The organism is Vibrio sp. OPT41, assembly GCF_015163595.1.
GTDB lineage: Bacteria > Pseudomonadota > Gammaproteobacteria > Enterobacterales > Vibrionaceae > Vibrio > Vibrio alginolyticus.
The window spans coordinates 64465-82169 of sequence record NZ_JADDYH010000014.1; the positions used below are offsets into that span (position 1 = coordinate 64465).

The following is a 17705-nucleotide window of genomic DNA, read 5'->3' on the forward strand; positions in this document are numbered from 1 at the left end:
GATTGATCAGAAAATAGCGCATATTCAGCGCCAGTTCGCGGTCTTTTTTGTCGGGCAGAGAGTCGCTAATCACTGCCTTGGAGGGTGCCTCAATGGTCGGACGCATCAAGCCAGTGATCAGCAGCAAGGCAAAGAAGTGCCAGATTTGATCAGCCAGCCCAATGCCAGTATACGCCAGCGCAGCGATCACATTACCGCCGAGCATCATCACTTTGCGGCCAAATTTATTTGATAGGTAGCCGACATAGATCCCAGAGGTGCTGCCTACCAGCGCCGAAAGCGCCAACATGGTGCCGATGGCGATCTCGCTGGCAGCGTAATCTTGATAGAGGAAGACAATCAGAAACGGCCAGGCCAGAAACAAGCTAATGCGTGAGAATAGGGTACCAAACAATACGATCCAAACCGGACGAGAAAGCGCTGAATGCGCTGGTACGTAAATAGGCTCTGATGTTCCATATAAACCTTCTTATTGCACAGAATCTATTCAGTATATCTACTCTTAATTTCAGTGCTATAGGTCAGATTTAGAGCAGTGCAATTAGTTGAATTAGTTAATTTGGTAACATTTTTATTTGGATTTTTTCTAACGGAGAGGCTGGAGATTGGTGAATTGCTCTGTGCATCAAAATCACTGATAAAAAATCATATTAGCAGGATTAAATAAATTAACCCATTCGTTGCAACACTAGCTAGTGTTGACCTGAGGGGGCTAAGAAACTTTGGGGCGTGCGACGTGAGGTCGTATGAAGCGCTGTTCACCGCTCAACGAGTAAACCTTCTATTGATATTAAATTTGTGGAGTACGCTGAAAAGTCTGTAGCGGTTTTGAGCATTAAAAATGAAAGGCTAAAGCCTTTCTACTTTACGAAAGAGCTTAAGCATCGTAATAAAATACTCAGAGCAGGTACGGTATATTCACGAATAAAGGACACAAATACACCAAAAGACTCTTGTGCAAACCCTCAAGATATTAAAGCAATGTGGCTGGAGCGTTTTGGGCTTGATTTACCTGCTGCAGCTCGCTTCAAACTGCTCCTAGAGGATACAGATAACTGGATTTACAATGGAGTTAATGGTGCATTTTATGCGTTGGATCCAGATTTTACTATATCGATATCTGAAGATGATTATCGAGGTAGTAATTTTTGGTGGCAGAATACTCTAATTGAAGAGCCCGTAAAGTACGATTATTTGCTCAAGTACAAAAATGCTGTTATGCATGAGTTGCCCGTCGTCCATTTCCAAAATGAAGGTTTATGCGTTCCATTTCCGGATGTTGAGTATGTAACTCACCCGGAAAAGAGAGATGGACTAGATGCAAAGTTTTATTGTGATCTATTTTACTATACCAAAGGCTCATTGTCGTATGCACTGTTCGAACATCTGCGCAAAATTCATACTGACAAGCCCGACTTAAGTACTCCTATTGTTACTCAGATAAAGTCTCCAATTATAAAGCTCCCATTTTTTATCTTAGATAAAAATGAGCAACTTGAAGAGCTTTGTAGTTCGTATCTGCTTGCATATAAGAAATTTGTTGAAAACCAAGATGACATTGTTGCGGATAGCCTTTATCAAGGAAAAATATGGATCGGTACAAACTTGAGAGGGTCTTCTCAGAGTGGGCGTTTAGTGAGGTAACCGAAAAATGCATATAACAAACTGTTTAAGAGTGATTCGCAGCGCTTGGCATTTTTGCTATGCGTTGCGTTTAGTGTTTAAGGTGGTATGCGGTAGCTTCGGTATTGCGTTGCTCACACCTTAACAGGGCGTTATGTGCTTTGGGAGAAAATGGAAATGGATATTCCCGACAGATTCAAAAATGTAAGATACGTTTCATCCCGCATTCCGGGTTGCAAAGATGATTCAGACTTAACGCTTGGAGCTAACTGTCAGGTCTTTGCTTATAACCTGCTCAGAGACTTCGGTCTAAATCCACCTAACTACCGTTCTAGTGAATGGTGGGATGAGTGAGGTGGTCACTGAGTTTAAGCCGCTAGATATCATGATGTACAACGACTCTACTGACTCATACGGAGCACACGTTGGGGTGTATGTCGGTAATGGACTCGTCTACCCCCTTTCTTTATCCAATGGCGTACCCATGTTTGAGCGCCATTTAGACTTACTTCAACAAAGTAAGTATCAGTTTTTATTGGCGCTAAGCGTATAAAACAGTTTGGTGCATAACGTACTTGAATCCAAGGCACTTAGTATCAAGTTTGAAGTGCGACACTTAGAGTAGCTGCTCATAAATATACTCTGTTGGTGTCTTGTAACCAAGCCTTTGGCGTGGTCTGTTATTCAGTTTATACGCTATCTGGCTGCACAGTCTTTGTGTCACATGAGCCATTGAGGTTTTCTTAGGTAAATATTGGCGTATGAGTCCATTTGTATTCTCATTGGTCCCTCGCTCCCAAGAGTGGTAGGGCGTTGCGAAGTAAAACAAGCATTTATGCTTGTTTTCTATCTCCTGATATTGATTGAATTCTGTACCATTATCAGCAGTGATAGTTCTAAATGGTAAGTTTGAACGTGTAACGATCTCTGTCATTCTCGCGTTGAGTGATACAGTTGTTCGGTCATCTAGCTGTCCGATATAGGTGTAGCCAGTCATTCTTTCAACGAGAGTGACAATGCAGTGCTTAGTTCCGCGACCGATCACGGTATCTATTTCCCAATGTCCAGGTTCTAGGCGTAACTCAGCTTGTTTTGGTCGTTCTGTTATGTGCCTTTTAGCGGCAATTCTCCCCCTGCTATCTTTGGCGTTGTAGCGCTTACGTCTCTGTTTTGGTGATTGACGTAAATGTTTCCAGAGCATGCCTCCGTTGGCTTTATCGGTCCAAATGTGCTGGTAAATAAGCTCATGGCTCATCACTGGATAGCCATGCAAACGGCAATACCCAACGATTTGGTCAGGACTCTAATCGAGCATTATAAGCGCGTCAATAATTTTGAAATCGTGCTTGGTATAGCGCTTGTTACGCCGTGACCGGCTCAACCTGTTTCTAGCTCTTTGTTGTGCTCTAGCAGGCTGATAGGAAGGGTTAGGGCGATAGGCGTTGTATCGAGAGTTACGTTTAAATTCTCGGTAGATAGTGCTCTTGTGACGCCCTAGCTCTTTAGCGATGTTGACGACACTAATGCCTTGCTTTCTAAGTGCGGACATCATATACCTTTCATTCTCAGTGAGGTGTGTGTAATTCATGGTTTTTCACTTCTTGGCGGGAGTAAAATTTATGAATAGCACATCTCACTGTTTTAAATTTCAGGGGTGTCGCACTTCGTACTTGAATCCAAGGCATATAACAAACAGTTCAAGAGGGATTCGCAACGCTTGGCATTTTCACCATGCGTTGATTTTAGTGATTAAGGCGGCTTGCGGCGGCTTTTGTATTGCGTTGCTCACCCCTTAGCTGGGCGTTAGCCTTATTACGGGGAATTGGAGCCCTCAGCAGAGGACTCCCGATATAAATCACTGTTTAAAAACGTGGTCTAAAACTGCAATATGATACGCATTTACTTGTCCCCAACGTTCATCAGGAACTTTATTGATCTTACCTCCAATTTTTTGGGTGTAAGCTCTAGCTTCCAAACCTTTAGCTTTTGCTAAGGTCAGAATGATTGGGATATTTTTAGAGTTACAATAAGCGATAACTGTGTAGTAATCCTTATCTCCAAATTTATGCTCTAATGCAGCATTTGCCGCTTTAAATGCATCGTCGGCTTTTTGATTGGCTTTTGTAACTTCGGCATTTGTTCTAGAAATGTGAGCTTGTGTATTTAACTGAGCCTTTTCTAAGTTGTTAATTCGTTGGTCATGTTGAACTAGCAAATTAGCTTGGTTTAATAGTTGCTCCGCCGATGATAGTACTCTCTGTGCTTCGAAATATGCATCTGCCAATTGTTCTTGGACTTGCCATGAAAAATCATCGGTAAATGCTTTTACCAACATTGAGTACCCACGTTGTGTAATTAAAATAATTCCAGATGGCGGAATAGGGTGTGGGTAAGAAGCTGCAAATGCTTGGTCCGTAGGCATTGCTATGAAGTAGTGTTTGTTCTTAAGCAACTTCGATTGGTTTGCAGTAAAAATGTTGTAAGTAGTGTTTTGAGAAACTCTATGTTATTTGTCAATGTCCCACAAGGTTAGGACACGCTCGGAGTTAAACTCAACGACAGGGATCGTAACCAAAAGGTCATTAATACTCAAAGGTCAAATATGGATATTTACCCAGAAATCGAGTTATCTAAAGCGCAGCATAATGCAATTGAAGCTCTTAGAAACAAGTCGTTTCCTGAACACCAAGTTACTCGCTCTTACTATAAGCAACTCCCGCATATGAGAGTTCTGAATTACGAAGGTGATCAGTTAGTTGGTTACATGGGATTAGACTACAGAGTTGTTCGCGTTGGTGATGAAATTTATAAAGTATTAGGTGTGAGTGACTTTTGCGTCGAGAGCACAGTTCAAAGACAAGGCATTGGCACAACAATGTTGTCTCAACTCAGCGAGTATGCGTCCACTAAAGATGTCGACTTCATCATTTTAGTCTCCGTTTTGGAGCGTTTTTATCTGGCTAATGGTTATCAGCGCCTTAACTCTCTAAGTTCTTGGTTGCGAGTTCACGAACATAAAAATTACGGTGTTGCTGTAGAGCAACTAGATGATTTATATGTTAAACCTATCAGCGGAAAAACTTGGGCTTTTGGTCATATAGATTGGTTAGGGTATATGTATTAGTCTGTAGTGGGCTAATAATTGGTTCACAACAAGAGTGGTTACACATGGCATTTTCACTATGAGTTGATTTAAGTGATGTAGGGCAGTTTTGTATTGTGATACTCACTCCTTAATAATGTGCTGTAACTCTTAGGAAGCAAAAGGTTTAATTTATGAAATGTAGAGTACTAGTAACCAGCATAAGTATTGCTCTTTGTAGTGTAGGAGAGGCCGCGAATCCACTAAGTATTCAAAGCGATGAGCAACTGTTTAAAAACTTCGCTCTCTCATCTTGCATTGCGACTAATTACAAAGGATCAGCTGTTGCGAAAGATGCGATAACGGCGATGCAAGGCTACAGAGAGTTTTCCGAGCTTCCTTTGGAGTCATTCTTTGGGGTTAGCGAGCTATTGGAAAAATATGATATGGCTATTTACAAATCAAAAAATGGTAACGTGATCAAATTGGCCTACTGTATAGACTTATCTAATTCAGACGATGTTCATAAGCTATACATTAATGCGAAATCAGAGTTATAACAAATTGCTCAAAGTTGATTCGCAACGTGTGGTATTTTTACGGCGCAATACGTTGAGTGATTAAGATGATTTTTAGTGGCTTCTGTATTGAATTACTCATCTCTTAGCGGGGCATTATGCGGTGATGTAAATATGAAGATATTTTTAATAGTAGCAACACTCGTTCAGTTTACTCTCCTGAGTTTCTCGAAATACTATTGCTCAATTGCAAATGAGGTGCTTAGAAAGGCGGTGGAAACTAAAGAGAGTAATTTTCTATCTTTCCTTGATAAGTATGATTATTACAATGACTTAGATAATTATCTAGGCTTAGCGTCCGCTACAGTGTGGGTTATGGTCGTGCTCGTGATAAAGTTGAAAAATGTATCAAGCACCGACATGGCTCATGTGGCTGTTTGTTTGCCGTTATTTTTTCATATGGTTTTGATGTCGATGTAGTTTCAATAGTTGTGGTTGGGTGATTAGGTACAACAAACGGTTCAGGCTAGCGTACCATACATAGCATTTCCAATTAGCGTTTCTTATACGTTACGAGAGCGTTTTCCCACAGGAGTAATATGTGATTGTAGTAGCAAGGTTTTCTTTTCCTCATGAAGCTCATATTGCGAGAGCAAGCCTAGATAGTGTCGGAATAGAAAGTTACATCGCTGACGAGCACACGGTAAATACTCAGTGGCTTTATTCAAATGCAATTGGCGGCGTCCGTCTGATGGTGGACGAAAGTGATGCAGAAGATGCGAAACAAATACTTAGTAGCGATTTCTCAGAATCATTGGGAAATGAAGTTGACGTTGATGAAGAAAAAGACGTTTGCCCTAAATGTGGTAGTAAAGATCTATTTGCATTTACAAAAGGTAAACGCCCAGCTTTCTTAGTTTTTATTTTACTGGGTTTTCCACTGTTTTTTTACAAGCATGGCTATAAGTGTAAGCAGTGTGGAGAGTTTAGTGAAAAACTTTAAATCTTTAGATAACAAGGCATTAAAGAGAACATTTGTACTCGTAGTATTTTTACGATGAGTTATGTCTAGTGCCTATACAAGAAGTCAGAGTTACTGCTTGCTTACAAGCAAAGCATTATACGATAGTGAAGGAATAACATTGAATGAGTGAAGTTAAAACAATAGAGCAGTTAAAAGAAATTTACGCAGAGCCAAGTGCGAGAGCTAAAAATAAAGCGCTGCCTGTGCTGGATGTTCATGCGATTACATTAATTAATAATTGCCATTTTGCAGTTCTAAGTACCGTTGATTCACAAGGGTATATCGATCTTTCTCCTAAAGGAGGAGAGCCTGGCTTCGTAAAAGTTTTAGATGAATCAACATTATTGCTCCCTGATAGCTCGGGGAACAATCGTATAGATAGTCTAAAAAATATCATTAGTAACCCCAAGGTAGGGTTGTTATTGATGGTAAATGGTATTGATGAAGTGCTCCGTATTAAAGGAATCGCAAGTATTCACACCGACTCCAACTTGATATCTGCTTGCCCCGATGGAAGTAAAGATCCTAAGGTTGTTATCAAAATAGTCATAGAGAGTATGTACTTTCATTGTGCGAAAGCGGTGATGAGAGGGAAACTTTGGTCTGATGACTATAAAGTAAATCGCTCAATTCTCCCTTCATTAGCTCAAATCTTTAAAGATCAACAAAAGTTAGAAAGTAAAGCGCTTAATCAAGAAGAGATGTTGAAATATTACCAATCTAGCCTTTAGAACGAGCGTGGTAATATATTGAAAAGATAGAAAAATCAGGTTCGACCGTACTATGCGGAAGTATGGATTAGGTTTAGTGGGGATGTTACTGTCTCAATAGCGTTAGTTCACAAATAAACAATTGTTAGTCCAAATTTTAAAATGAAAAATGCAGGAAAATTTACTCTAGAAAATTACGTTTTGGCTAGTCCGGGAGTTAGGTGTGTTGGACAAATGATTGATCTTTTTGTCAGTTTTAGCATTTTTACTCTCGTTTTATGGGGCGGCTTAGAAATCGGTATTGAAAAAGAGCTTGTGCGCGCTATAGCAGTAACTGCGACTGTATCGTATTACCTTTTTTCTGATTGTTTACCAAATGGTCAAAGTGTGGGTAAAAAACTTTTGGGCATTGCAGTTATAAGTGCAAGAACGGGTAAAAAGTGCAATATTTTTCAGTCGCTCTTTCGAAATGTTATTACTCCATTCTTCGGTTTTATTGACTCAATTTTCATTCTTGGTAAAAAGAGGCAACGTCTCGGTGATAAGTTAGTGAGAACGGTGGTGGTAGTGCACTAAATTGATAGCGCTGAGGACTAGGGTTCAAGTCGGGCTTTGTTTTCGTGGTGGAACAGCCTCGCTTAGGAGGTAGCGTTACTCACATACTTAATGTAGCGTTGTAAGAAAATTGGTATTGGAGTCCAAGTTTTATGTCAGAAAAAGAGAAAATGTTAGCAGGTGAGCTTTATGACCCAAGTGATGAAGAGTTATTAAAGTTAAGGTTGAGCGCTAGGTTACTAACTGAAAAATTGAATGCCACGTCTGTTGAGCATAAACAAAAGCGAGTTCAAATAACTAAGCGCTTGTTCGGCACAACAGGGGACGATATTCATGTTGAATCTTCTTTCAATTGCGACTACGGATCCAACATTCACGTTGGAGATAATTTTTACGCTAATTTTGGTTGTGTGATTTTGGATGTTGCGGAAGTTAAGTTTGGTGATAACTGTTTACTTGGGCCTCAAGTTGGCATTTATACTGCGACTCATCCCTTAGATCCTATCGAGAGGAACAGTGGTTTAGAGCTAGCAAAGCCCATAAACATTGGTGACAATTGTTGGATAGGTGGCCATGCCGTAATCAACCCTGGCGTAACACTTGGGAACAACGTGGTGGTAGCCTCTGGCGCAGTCGTTACAAAGAGTTTTAGAGACAATGTCGTTGTTGGTGGCAACCCAGCCAGAGTACTGAAGGAAATCGTCACTAAGTGATAATAAAGTATATGGACTATTTTGAGCCTGAGTTTAGGACTTGTGATCAACTCACCCCAAGCTTTGAGGCGTTCAACGGTTACTTGTTGACGCACTTGAATGTCTAAAATTTGCTTCAATATAGAGTCGTTACACGTGGCGCTTTTGTCGCGCGTTGAGCTTGTTTAAAAGTCTCATACGAAATCATTTGTATTACGTGTCTCACACTTTTATTGGATTTTCGTCACCAATAACAAACCAAAAGGCTGACCCCAAAATGTTAGTAACAAAGATTGAAACGGAACGATTAATTCTAAGAGAGCTAGTTGAAGATGATGCAAGCGAATTGTTTGACATCTTCTCAGACCATGAGGTCATGAAATATTGGAACTCTGGCCCTTGGGTTTCAATTGAAGAAGCGCGGACATTTATAGCCAAGAGTACACAGGCCATGAATAGCAATACAGAAGTGACACTAGGCATCTTCCTAAAGAGCAATGGCCAACTTCTGGGTAAGATAATGCTGTTTAATCACGTGAAAGAGTCTAGGCGCGCAGAAATTGGCTTTGGCGTTAGTCGTCATTTCTGGGGTAAAGGCATTGTATTAGAGGCGGGAACTGCATTAATCGAACACGCATTCAAAACACTGAATCTACGTCGAATCGAGGCTGAGATAGATCCAGACAATACTTCTTCAGGTAAAGTCTTGGAACGGTTAGGTTTTATAAAGGAAGGTTTCCTAAGGCAGCGTTGGGAAGTGAATGGAGTAGTCTCAGATTCCGCAATTTACGGGTTGTTAGCTAAACCCCTAGACAGCGTTTAGTATCCGGCCTTAAACGCATCTAATAGGTCTAGCCTGCTCGTGCTCTATACACAGCCTTACATTTGACGGTGAGGTTTCTTGAATTGACTTGGTGGTCACTGAATGTACTATCAAAGATAGGACTTACTGCAAGGATAGCAGCATGAGCGAGAAATTATTTTGGGTTAATCCCTACCAAACAGAACTTAACTCAAGAGTGAGCAATGTAGACGGAAATAAGGTTGAATTGGACCAGACTATCTTCTTTGCAGAGTCTGGAGGCCAAGAGAGTGATAAAGGAACGATTAATGGTATTCCGGTTTTGATTGCTCAAAAGTTAGGTGTTCGACTTATTTACACATTGGAATCCTCTCCAAATTTTACTCTTGGTGACATTGTAACTACGAATATTGATTGGAAGCGTAGATACGCCTTAATGAAGCTACACTTTGCGGCTGAAGTGGTGCTCGAGATGTTTTATCAGCGTCGGGAAGGCATTGTTAAGATAGGCGCGCATATTTCTGAAAATAAGAGTCGCATAGATTTCGAGTGGTCTGAAAGTATTGGCCCGCTATTGAAAGAAATTGAAACTGATGTGCAAGCTTTGATTAACTCTGATTCAGTTATTATTAGTGACTTTTCCGATCAAGAGAGTGAAAGAAGGTATTGGAGAGTGGATGGGTTTGCGCAAGTACCTTGCGGTGGCACTCATTTAAAGCGCACATCAGAAGTCGGCCAAATTCAATTAAAACGCAAGAACATCGGTAAAGGCAAAGAAAGGGTTGAGATAACCTTATGCTCGTAAGTCGATAGGGCATTAGAAATAGATTCCTAACAAGTGGCATTTCAATTCATGGTGAGATTCACATTTGCGATATGATGGTTGAGATTGAGGGCGTGTTGGCTACTTCTTAACGAAACGCTACACGATAGGGGCGGGAGGATGATATGTCGAAAGTTACATTGAAAGGCTTTATTTTAGTTCCGGAAAAGGATCTAGAATTAGTAAAACATGCGTTAATAACTCACAAAAGGCTCACGTTAGAAGAGCCGGGCTGCCTTACTTTTCTTGTGACTCAAAGCTCGACTAATCCGTTTCGTTTTGATGTCTATGAGGAGTTCGTCGACAAAGCCTCTTTTAAACAACATCAGGAAAGAGTTCAAGCCTCACATTGGGGAAAAGTAACAGCCAATGTTAAACGGCAATACGAAATCTTTGAATGTGTGCATGACTAATCGAATCGGAGTGATTTAGAGCGTTTACGCTTTGTTTTTTAGATTGCTCTACGCTCTACTATGTTGCTTTATTCATCTATTAACCTGGCTTAGTGTTCTTGATACTTTGCCGTATTAAATCTAGAAATTTTAATGGAAGTGTTATGTTTAGAGTTGTGTATGAATGGCGTGTGCCAAGTGAAAAAATGGATGAGTTTCAAAATATATGGCGTTCGACGACAGATTCAATTCATGAGTCAGTAGATGGGGCGCTTGGTAGTTTTATGCTTCGTTCTTACGATGTACCGGAAAAGGTTTTAACTATTGCCAAGTGGCGAACACGTGAAGACTGGGAGCGGTTTTGGGGAACTAGTAACCCAGAAAAAATGAAGAAGATGAGTGAAATTGCAGAGCGTATTTCAGTTGAACCATTCGATGAAATTGAAGATAGAACTAAGTAGGGCAATAGAAACGTTAAAGTGATGCCTAATGAACAGTTTGGCGGACAATATGAAAGACAACCTTAACCAAGGAATAGGGTTATGCAGATTTTAATCGTTGGAGGTAGTAAGGGTCTAGGAAGGTTCTTGGCTACGAACTTACAGGGTACAGAAATTTATGCGATTTCTAGATCAAAGCTAGTTGAGGAGGGAGTCGCTTCTGTTTGTATTGACGTTGATCCCGGTAAAAAGCCAGATTATACGTGCTTCAAAGGTGTAGAGTTTGACATCATAGTTTATTTGGCGTCGATGTGGGGAGAGTCTTTAGAATTGACAACAAACGAACTGATTGAGTTTATGAATGTTGGTCCGATTGGGTATCTTAATTTAGTCAATGAGCTTAACGCTTTAGGTTCACTTAACGATAAATGCAATATTGTATCTATTGGCTCTACAGCAGAGCTTTCAGAAAGTAGTGAATACCCTGCATTCACCCTCAGTAAAAGATTACTCAAAGATATTTCTAGCCAGCTGCAAAACGTTTATCGTGATTACCGCTTTACTCACCTTACAATAGGTGGGATCGGGCATGCTGAAGAGGAACGTATTGAGTATTCGAGTGTTTTGGAGATTATAAATATGCTAACCAAGCTTGATCCAAACACATACCTTTCAAATATGCATATAAAGTCCAAGCTAGGAATGTAGGTCTCAAGCTGTATTACGTACCTGCTTCTATGGTTTGGCATCATGTGCATTCTTTTTATTGAGCTATGGTTATAACTCCAATGAAAGGAGTTTACTTATGTCATACATTGATGGGTTTGTCGCTGCAGTGCCGACAGCGAATAAAGAAAAGTATATCGCACACGCAAAAATAGCAGCAGAAATGTTCAGGGAGTTTGGGGCCTTAAAGGTTGTTGAGACGTGGGGGAGTGAAGTACCAGATGGTGAGATCACATCATTTCCCATGGCAGTTAACGCTGAAAGCAACGAAACCGTTGTGTTTTCGTGGGTAGTCTGGCCTTCAAAAGAAGTTCGGGACTCAGGGTGGCAGCGGATCATGGGTGATCCTCGAATGAGTCCAGACAATAACCCAATGCCCTTTGATGGAAAGCGTCTCATTTATGGCGGATTTGATGTTATTTTGGAGCAGTAAAATACCAAAGAATCTCAACTCGATTCGTGACACTTGGTGTTTTAATCAGTATTACGCTTCTGATGTACGTTCAATAGAGTATTCCGCGATAAGTGTTGATAAAACTCCACTTGGAGGCTTAGAGTAAAAATGGAAGAGATAAATTATTCACTGATTGTCGTATCAGCTATCGCTGCCATCGCTAGCCCCGGACCTGCAACTCTTGCGATAGCAGGCACGTCAATGAACCACGGTCGACGCTTTGGAGGGTATTTGGCTGCAGGTGTTTTAACGGGGTCTTTATTTTGGTCAACCTCAGCCGCTTTTGGTCTCGCAACCATACTCTATAGCAATGTTTGGCTTTTTGAAATTCTTAGATATTGTGGGGCATTTTATCTTTTATTTTTGGCTTTAAAGTCCGTACATTCTGCCTGCAACATCGATCAGCTAAAGTTACCCAAAACATACGTAACGACAGAGAAGGGTAACTACTTAACCGGAGTGTTAATTCACTTAACTAACCCAAAAGCTATTCTGTTTTTCGGTGCGCTTTATTCGATAGGAGTTCCTCCTACGGCCAGTCCGTTGGAATTGTTGTCGGTCATTTTTGTTGTGGGGCTGGTTAGTGCTTTAGTTTTCTTTGGCTATGCTTTTCTTTTCGCGTATAAAAAGGTCAGGCAAACCTATCTCAGATCCAAAGCAGTTTTTGAAGGCGTGTTCGCGTTATTTTTTGGTGTGGCAAGCATTAAGTTGCTGCTTAGTGAGGCAGGAAAATGAAGCACAAAAGGCTTGAAGAAATAAGAATAGATAATCTATCTGATTTGACGGTCTATTAAGTATACTAAGTAGCCGATTTGTTAACTTCCATAAGAGCTGCTGGCTAGAAAAAGCTTACAACCAAATGATGCTAAATATTATCATTCAAAGGGCTAACAAAGGCCCATAATTTAATTCGTATCACTGTTCATGATTGTGCTCTTCGTGCAGTGCTGTAGTATTAGTAACGTGTTGTTAATACTAAATATAACCAATTGAAACCTGGACGTTGCATTACTTGTAGTTCGATGAAATGTTATCCCGCAAGACGTTAATTTGGAGAAAAGAATGGATTCAAACTCACTATTATTATTTGTTGTCGCTTGTCTCGCTATCAACATGATTCCTGGACCTGATGTAATTTATATTGTTTCCAATACAATGAAAGGTAAATTATCTGCTGGGCTGAAAGCGGCTCTGGGGCTTGGTGTTGGTTACTTTTTTCATACACTAGCGGCATGTTTAGGTTTGTCAGCAATAATTCTGAGTTCATCTTTGGCTTTTAGCGTTGTTAAATGGTTAGGGGCCGCTTACCTAGTTTATTTAGGTGTTCAGTCATTACTGTCCATGTGGCGTGGAGAAAGTAAAATCGTTGAAAACAAAAATGTTGATAATAATAAAAATGTGTTTGTTCAGGGAGTTATCGTCAGCGTCTTGAATCCAAAAGTAGCGCTATTCTTCCTATCATTTCTGCCTCAATTTATTGATACGTCTGCAAGCTCAACATCAATGCAATTATTAGTACTTGGCTTGCTGTTCAGCGTACTTGCGACGACATGTAACGTTTTGTACGCATCTGTGGGTAATTGGGTATTTAGTCGTCCACACTCTCAGCGTTATTCAAGAACTCTTGAAGGTGTTTCAGGTATTCTACTTATCAGTCTAGCGAGTAAAGTGGCATTTAGTGATCGTTAGATACAGGGCATTTTATTCTCGTGATTATTATATGGCTAATGTTTGCTCAATCTATACGTTAAATGAGTGCTATTGCATAGGTTGAATCACAAATTTCAAAAATACCAATAAGTGAACGTATTTATTTATAGTATGGTTGGCGCGATTTTATCGTAGCTAGGTTAATAACATGAAAAATAAAGTAATTCTGTGTTCCGCATTCCTTTTGGGTTTGTCAGGTTGTGCTTCTGTTCCTACTGTTGATTCGACAGTATCAAATCAAATGAAATCATTTGAAGCACCTCAAAAGGGGAACGCAGGGATTTACATTTACCGAGAAGATGCTTTTGTCGGAGCAGCGCTTAAAAAGTATGTTTACGTCGATGGGGAATGTATTGGTGAAACCGATCCTGGTGTATTCTTCTACCATGAGGTCGAAGGCAATAAAGAACATCAAGTAAGTACAGAGTCTGAGTTTTCGGAAAATCACTTAACTATCTTAACGGAAGAGGGCCGTAATTATTTCGTTAATCAATACATTAAAATGGGTGTATTTGTTGGTGGTGCGGGCGTAGAACTCGTGGACGAAAGCAAAGGTAAAGCAGAAGTACTAAAAGTCGACATGGCAGAAAAAGGAAACTGTTCTTCGATCTAGTTTTACTAACAGACGCTTTTTAGATTAAAAACACATTATCAATGTAACCCAACGCTTGATGAGATCCATTCAGCGTTGGGTTTTGTATTTTTGGCAAACAGTATACCTATTTCAGACCGCATGATTTGCCACCTCCTAGCTTGAGCCAATTTATCGTTCAAAGTATCTACTTGTGAAACGTGAATTTTCGAGAGGATTTCGTAGGGAGCAATCCTACAAACGCGATTAACTGATGTGCCATTCCATCATTAACCTTGTCGAGTGTATTGCTAAACTAGGTAGCGGTGTGTCTCCTCTCATTAAACAAATAATAGGTATATCAGTTTTAGCTTCTATGCCTTTACATCATGCACTCGGAGCGCAATTTAAAATCAAAGGGCTAACACCAATATTAGAGAAAAATCTTGAAAGTCACCTTACACCACTAACGAAACTCTCTGTTTCAAACATTACCTCAAATCGACTAACGCAGATGGTTAATAATGCGTTAAACCCTTATGGCTACTATCATTCCGAGCTCAATGTTCAGAGATCAGAGAATGATCTCATCATGCTTGAGGTTGACGCAGGGGAGGTGATGTTGGTCAAAAAATCTAACCTTGCTGTGTCGGGGGAGGCCATTAACGATCAGGATTTCATCGAACTAATTAATCAAGCTCAACTTAAACAAGGGCAGCCGTTGCTTCATTCTGAGTACGACACGCTAAAGCGAAACTTAATTTCATTGGCTCAGCAAAAAGGTTATTTAGATGGACGTTTTATCGAATCGTCTTTGGAAGTCATTCCAAGTTTGAATGAAGCCCATGTGAATCTGCATTTCTCTAGTGGTTCTCGCTACCAATTTGGAGAGCTGTCTGTTCTTACGTCGGGTATCGAAACGGCTCGAATAGAAGCGATGAGAACATTTGAGTGGAGCGACGATTTTGACACTGTGAAATTGAGTCAATATCAGGCCGATCTCTCCAGTACTGATTGGTTTCGCAGTGTGATTGTGAAAGCGGATTTCGAGGAGGTATCCGATGGTCATAAGGTGCCGATAGAAGTGCTCGCAGAGCCGAATTCACGCAATATTGTGCAAGTCGGCGGAGGGTATTCGACAGACTTGGGATTACGCGCTTCGCTAAACTGGACCAAGCCTTGGTATAACGCAAGTGGGCACAGTTTTGAGGCACAAGCGTACGCTTCCAAACCGGAACAATCGCTATTACTAGGTTACAAAATTCCCACACAAAATGTTCTAACGGATTACTACGGGATTCAGTTTGAATCTAAGCATGTCGACTATCGAGATACATCGAGTTTTTCTAATGATTTATCGTTTGAAAAGCACTGGCAGTTAGACAGTGATTGGCAAAGCACCATGCACGTTCGTTATTTGCAAGAAAGTTATCGACAAGCTTCGGAGAATAACGAATCACAGTTGTTATTACCGGGGGTGACATTTTCACTACTTGATCGCAAGAACGATCAATTAGAAGTAAAGCACCGTCACGTTTACTCATTGGAATACTCAGACCCTAATTTTTTCTCCGATTCTCGTTTGCTGCGTATTGAAGGCAACAGTGTGCTGTCTTGGGGCATTAGTGAAAAACACAAGTTTCACTTTCGTTCTAATGTTGGCATTAATGTCGCTGACACTTTGAGCGATATTCCATCATCATTACGTTTCTTTGCGGGAGGTGATGGCAATCTTCGGGGTTATGGTTATGAATCCATCTCTCCGAGAGACGAAAATGGCGATTTAACCGGTGCTCGTTACATGTTTACTGCTGGGTTGGAATATCAATATCAGGTCTACCGCCAACTGTGGCTTGGGGCATTTTATGATGTTGGTGATGCCTTCAACGAAAGGGTGGATTGGAAAAGTGGAACAGGGTTGAGTTTGATATGGAACTCAAAATACGTGCCCGTCAAAGTGGACTTTGCTTATGGTTTAGATGCTCCGCAAGGAGACCAATTCCGCGTTCACTTCTCGCTAGGAACGCAGTTTTAGCGGGCATTAAAAAGGCTCTCATCCTTGCAGATAGAGAGCCTTTTTAAGTCTTGATTGTTTAGAGTTCGAACTCACCATTCAGTTTCTTGAATATCCAGTTAGGCGCCTTATGCCATCCACCATAGTTTGGATTCTTAGTATGGATCTCATTCATTGATTGCCACTGAGTTTGGCCTTGTCCATCTCGAGACACTCGCCAAAAAAGTTCATCTTGTTGTCGAGTTAAGTAGTGCATGACATGTTCTGCAAAGGCTTCGCTTTGGACCAACACACCAAATTCCACATTGAGGAAATCCGATCTTGGGTCGAAGTTTGATGAGCCGATATAAGTAAGCCGATCATCGAGTATCACCGTCTTGTTGTGATAATAAGTATCCGCATGGAAGTAATGGTCATCATTTTTCGCTTGGTTTTTGTACTCAAGTAGATGAACGCCCTTATCCAACAAGGTTTGGCGGTGCTCCTCGTAATAAGCCGGAATAAAGCCAGAGTCATTAGATGCAGACGAGTTCGTCATTAACGTGATGTCCGCTTTTTGCTCCATCAAGGTATCAATAAAGGCAAATTCACCATCGCTTGGTACCACATAAGGCGTTGATATCACTGCTTTGGATGCAGAGGTTATTTGTTGCCAAACTTGGTGTTCTGCCCGTTTTCTAAAGTAGGGTTTGTTGTTTTTTAACTTGTCTAATGAGTCGAAAACGGGGGTGACTTGCGCAGTGATGAAGTTGGGATTGGTCAGGTGTTTAACTTGTTTTTCAACTTCAGCCAGAATGATGCTTTTGTCTTTCTCACCTTTATTAAGCGCTTTAGTAAACGTGGAATAGTTTGGGGTAACGTTAACGATGTTTTCTATTGGCGTGACATGCTCGCTGTCCCAAAGTTGTTGGTAGTTCTGGTCGAACGCTCGAATAATGTTGCCTTTGAACAAGACATCCATATCAAAGAAGTTGGCTTTGCGGCTGTAACCAAAATAGTCGTCGCCAATGTTGCGTCCACCTAGAATCATCCATTGATGGTCGACGTTGAAGTACTTCTCGTGCAGACGATTGTCCAAACGTTGTTGGTGAGTAGAGAAGTTGACGGCGCGACCAATCCAACCTGACTTACGTGAATCAAACGGATTGAATAAACGGATTTGAATGTTGTCGTGAGCGCTGAGATCAGCAAGCCATTTCTCGTTAAAAACCAATAGATCATCGAGAGTGAGTCGAATTTGCACGCCTCGATCTGCTGCTTGCTTGAGTTCATTGAGTAGCATCAAACCAAGCGTGTCACTCTCCCAAGAAAAGTAAGTCATATCGATGCTTTGCTGAGCATTTCTAACCAGTTCAACGCGACGCGCAAAGGCTTCCGGAGCGTTAGGAATTAAGTAAACTTCGGCTTGATGCTGAGTAGTTTGCCAATTGGCTTCAAAATCCGGTTCAACTTGCGGGTAGGGCTGGGCACAGCCAACCAATAGTGCGCTGAAGATAAAGAGTAGCAGGGCACGAAGGGCGTTAGGAAACATGAGTAAACCTTCCTAATGATGTTCAAGGAATAAGGATG

General features: G+C 40.9%; 20 protein-coding genes and 2 pseudogenes. 18 read left to right on the forward strand and 4 right to left on the reverse strand.

The features are described 5' to 3' along the window. Positions 1-459, reverse strand: a pseudogene (locus IQP38_RS03975) (MFS transporter); the annotation flags it as partial. Between the two features lie 339 nt (positions 460-798). On the opposite strand from IQP38_RS03975, the gene IQP38_RS03980 reads away from it, so the two are divergent. Both IQP38_RS03980 and IQP38_RS26220 read left to right on the forward strand, forming a co-directional pair. Continuing rightward, positions 799-1644 carry a hypothetical protein gene (locus tag IQP38_RS03980; protein ID WP_193837332.1) on the forward strand — a complete coding sequence of 282 codons (846 nt, stop codon included), beginning with the start codon at positions 799-801 and terminating at the stop codon, positions 1642-1644. A gap of 325 nt (positions 1645-1969) precedes the next feature. After that, entirely contained in the window at positions 1970-2176 is a 207-nt protein-coding gene (locus IQP38_RS26220; protein WP_005377069.1) for a hypothetical protein, read from the forward strand. Positions 2177-2239: 63 nt separating this feature from the next. Here the strand turns inward: IQP38_RS26220 and IQP38_RS03995 are convergent. Beyond that, positions 2240-3211: pseudogene (locus IQP38_RS03995) on the reverse strand (IS30 family transposase). A gap of 267 nt (positions 3212-3478) precedes the next feature. Next, positions 3479-3958 (reverse strand): hypothetical protein, encoded by a 480-nt coding sequence (locus IQP38_RS04005; RefSeq protein ID WP_021033918.1) that lies wholly within the window; start codon positions 3956-3958, stop codon positions 3479-3481. 267 nt (positions 3959-4225) lie between these two features. Between IQP38_RS04005 and IQP38_RS04010 the strand changes: the two genes are divergently transcribed. From IQP38_RS04010 to IQP38_RS04085, 16 genes are all read left to right on the forward strand, one after another. Then, on the forward strand, positions 4226-4747 hold the full coding sequence (locus IQP38_RS04010) for a GNAT family N-acetyltransferase (RefSeq protein ID WP_053350306.1): 522 nt from the start codon (positions 4226-4228) through the stop codon (positions 4745-4747). A 152-nt stretch (positions 4748-4899) separates the two neighbouring features. Beyond that, on the forward strand, positions 4900-5265 hold the full coding sequence (locus tag IQP38_RS04015) for a T6SS amidase immunity protein Tai4 family protein (RefSeq protein ID WP_228009980.1): 366 nt from the start codon (positions 4900-4902) through the stop codon (positions 5263-5265). A gap of 559 nt (positions 5266-5824) precedes the next feature. Next, positions 5825-6226, forward strand: a complete 402-nt coding sequence (locus tag IQP38_RS04020; protein ID WP_054579579.1) for a DUF2007 domain-containing protein — start codon at positions 5825-5827, stop codon at positions 6224-6226. A 143-nt stretch (positions 6227-6369) separates the two neighbouring features. Continuing rightward, on the forward strand, positions 6370-6978 hold the full coding sequence (locus IQP38_RS04025; RefSeq protein WP_054579578.1) for a pyridoxamine 5'-phosphate oxidase family protein: 609 nt from the start codon (positions 6370-6372) through the stop codon (positions 6976-6978). Positions 6979-7119: 141 nt separating this feature from the next. Continuing rightward, entirely contained in the window at positions 7120-7533 is a 414-nt protein-coding gene (locus IQP38_RS04030) for an RDD family protein (RefSeq protein ID WP_171343268.1), read from the forward strand. Positions 7534-7664: 131 nt separating this feature from the next. Beyond that, positions 7665-8225 (forward strand): sugar O-acetyltransferase, encoded by a 561-nt coding sequence (locus tag IQP38_RS04035; protein WP_005377080.1) that lies wholly within the window; start codon positions 7665-7667, stop codon positions 8223-8225. A 256-nt stretch (positions 8226-8481) separates the two neighbouring features. Continuing rightward, positions 8482-9027: a GNAT family N-acetyltransferase gene (locus IQP38_RS04040; protein WP_053304370.1), complete on the forward strand. Its 546-nt coding sequence runs from the start codon at positions 8482-8484 to the stop codon at positions 9025-9027. A 142-nt stretch (positions 9028-9169) separates the two neighbouring features. Continuing rightward, positions 9170-9811 (forward strand): alanine--tRNA ligase-related protein, encoded by a 642-nt coding sequence (locus tag IQP38_RS04045; protein WP_193837333.1) that lies wholly within the window; start codon positions 9170-9172, stop codon positions 9809-9811. 143 nt (positions 9812-9954) lie between these two features. Next, entirely contained in the window at positions 9955-10242 is a 288-nt protein-coding gene (locus IQP38_RS04050; RefSeq protein ID WP_005377083.1) for a putative quinol monooxygenase, read from the forward strand. 143 nt (positions 10243-10385) lie between these two features. Then, positions 10386-10682, forward strand: coding sequence for an antibiotic biosynthesis monooxygenase family protein (locus tag IQP38_RS04055; RefSeq protein WP_031781322.1), 297 nt, complete (start codon positions 10386-10388; stop codon positions 10680-10682). An 81-nt stretch (positions 10683-10763) separates the two neighbouring features. Continuing rightward, complete coding sequence (locus IQP38_RS04060) at positions 10764-11369, forward strand: hypothetical protein (RefSeq protein WP_064368475.1); 606 nt, start codon at positions 10764-10766, stop codon at positions 11367-11369. Positions 11370-11466: 97 nt separating this feature from the next. Continuing rightward, positions 11467-11820, forward strand: coding sequence for a DUF1428 domain-containing protein (locus IQP38_RS04065; RefSeq protein ID WP_017821465.1), 354 nt, complete (start codon positions 11467-11469; stop codon positions 11818-11820). 129 nt (positions 11821-11949) lie between these two features. Next, positions 11950-12576: a LysE family translocator gene (locus tag IQP38_RS04070; RefSeq protein WP_064368474.1), complete on the forward strand. Its 627-nt coding sequence runs from the start codon at positions 11950-11952 to the stop codon at positions 12574-12576. 327 nt (positions 12577-12903) lie between these two features. Beyond that, positions 12904-13530 carry a LysE family translocator gene (locus tag IQP38_RS04075; protein ID WP_005377098.1) on the forward strand — a complete coding sequence of 209 codons (627 nt, stop codon included), beginning with the start codon at positions 12904-12906 and terminating at the stop codon, positions 13528-13530. 169 nt (positions 13531-13699) lie between these two features. After that, the gene (locus IQP38_RS04080; RefSeq protein WP_193837334.1) at positions 13700-14164 is read left to right on the forward strand and encodes a DUF2846 domain-containing protein; all 465 of its coding nucleotides are present in this window, start codon (positions 13700-13702) and stop codon (positions 14162-14164) included. Between the two features lie 334 nt (positions 14165-14498). Then, on the forward strand, positions 14499-16157 hold the full coding sequence (locus IQP38_RS04085) for an outer membrane protein assembly factor (RefSeq protein WP_193837468.1): 1659 nt from the start codon (positions 14499-14501) through the stop codon (positions 16155-16157). Positions 16158-16215: 58 nt separating this feature from the next. Here IQP38_RS04085 and IQP38_RS04090 read toward each other — a convergent pair whose 3' ends face one another. Further along, on the reverse strand, positions 16216-17667 hold the full coding sequence (locus IQP38_RS04090; protein ID WP_021033915.1) for a phospholipase D family protein: 1452 nt from the start codon (positions 17665-17667) through the stop codon (positions 16216-16218). Positions 17668-17705 lie beyond the last annotated feature (38 nt).

Excerpts from the sequence above, each read along its gene's own strand:
- IQP38_RS26220 (WP_005377069.1), top strand. The coding sequence starts at position 1,970 with ATGAGTGAGGTGGTCACTGAGTTTAAGCCGCTAGATATCATGATGTAC.
- IQP38_RS04005 (WP_021033918.1), bottom strand. The coding sequence starts at position 3,958 with ATGTTGGTAAAAGCATTTACCGATGATTTTTCATGGCAAGTCCAAGAA.
- IQP38_RS04010 (WP_053350306.1), top strand. The coding sequence starts at position 4,226 with ATGGATATTTACCCAGAAATCGAGTTATCTAAAGCGCAGCATAATGCA.
- IQP38_RS04015 (WP_228009980.1), top strand. The coding sequence starts at position 4,900 with ATGAAATGTAGAGTACTAGTAACCAGCATAAGTATTGCTCTTTGTAGT.
- IQP38_RS04025 (WP_054579578.1), top strand. The coding sequence starts at position 6,370 with ATGAGTGAAGTTAAAACAATAGAGCAGTTAAAAGAAATTTACGCAGAG.
- IQP38_RS04030 (WP_171343268.1), top strand. The coding sequence starts at position 7,120 with ATGAAAAATGCAGGAAAATTTACTCTAGAAAATTACGTTTTGGCTAGT.
- IQP38_RS04035 (WP_005377080.1), top strand. The coding sequence starts at position 7,665 with ATGTCAGAAAAAGAGAAAATGTTAGCAGGTGAGCTTTATGACCCAAGT.
- IQP38_RS04040 (WP_053304370.1), top strand. The coding sequence starts at position 8,482 with ATGTTAGTAACAAAGATTGAAACGGAACGATTAATTCTAAGAGAGCTA.
- IQP38_RS04045 (WP_193837333.1), top strand. The coding sequence starts at position 9,170 with ATGAGCGAGAAATTATTTTGGGTTAATCCCTACCAAACAGAACTTAAC.
- IQP38_RS04050 (WP_005377083.1), top strand. The coding sequence starts at position 9,955 with ATGTCGAAAGTTACATTGAAAGGCTTTATTTTAGTTCCGGAAAAGGAT.
- IQP38_RS04055 (WP_031781322.1), top strand. The coding sequence starts at position 10,386 with ATGTTTAGAGTTGTGTATGAATGGCGTGTGCCAAGTGAAAAAATGGAT.
- IQP38_RS04060 (WP_064368475.1), top strand. The coding sequence starts at position 10,764 with ATGCAGATTTTAATCGTTGGAGGTAGTAAGGGTCTAGGAAGGTTCTTG.
- IQP38_RS04065 (WP_017821465.1), top strand. The coding sequence starts at position 11,467 with ATGTCATACATTGATGGGTTTGTCGCTGCAGTGCCGACAGCGAATAAA.
- IQP38_RS04070 (WP_064368474.1), top strand. The coding sequence starts at position 11,950 with ATGGAAGAGATAAATTATTCACTGATTGTCGTATCAGCTATCGCTGCC.
- IQP38_RS04075 (WP_005377098.1), top strand. The coding sequence starts at position 12,904 with ATGGATTCAAACTCACTATTATTATTTGTTGTCGCTTGTCTCGCTATC.
- IQP38_RS04080 (WP_193837334.1), top strand. The coding sequence starts at position 13,700 with ATGAAAAATAAAGTAATTCTGTGTTCCGCATTCCTTTTGGGTTTGTCA.
- IQP38_RS04085 (WP_193837468.1), top strand. The coding sequence starts at position 14,499 with ATGCCTTTACATCATGCACTCGGAGCGCAATTTAAAATCAAAGGGCTA.
- IQP38_RS04090 (WP_021033915.1), bottom strand. The coding sequence starts at position 17,667 with ATGTTTCCTAACGCCCTTCGTGCCCTGCTACTCTTTATCTTCAGCGCA.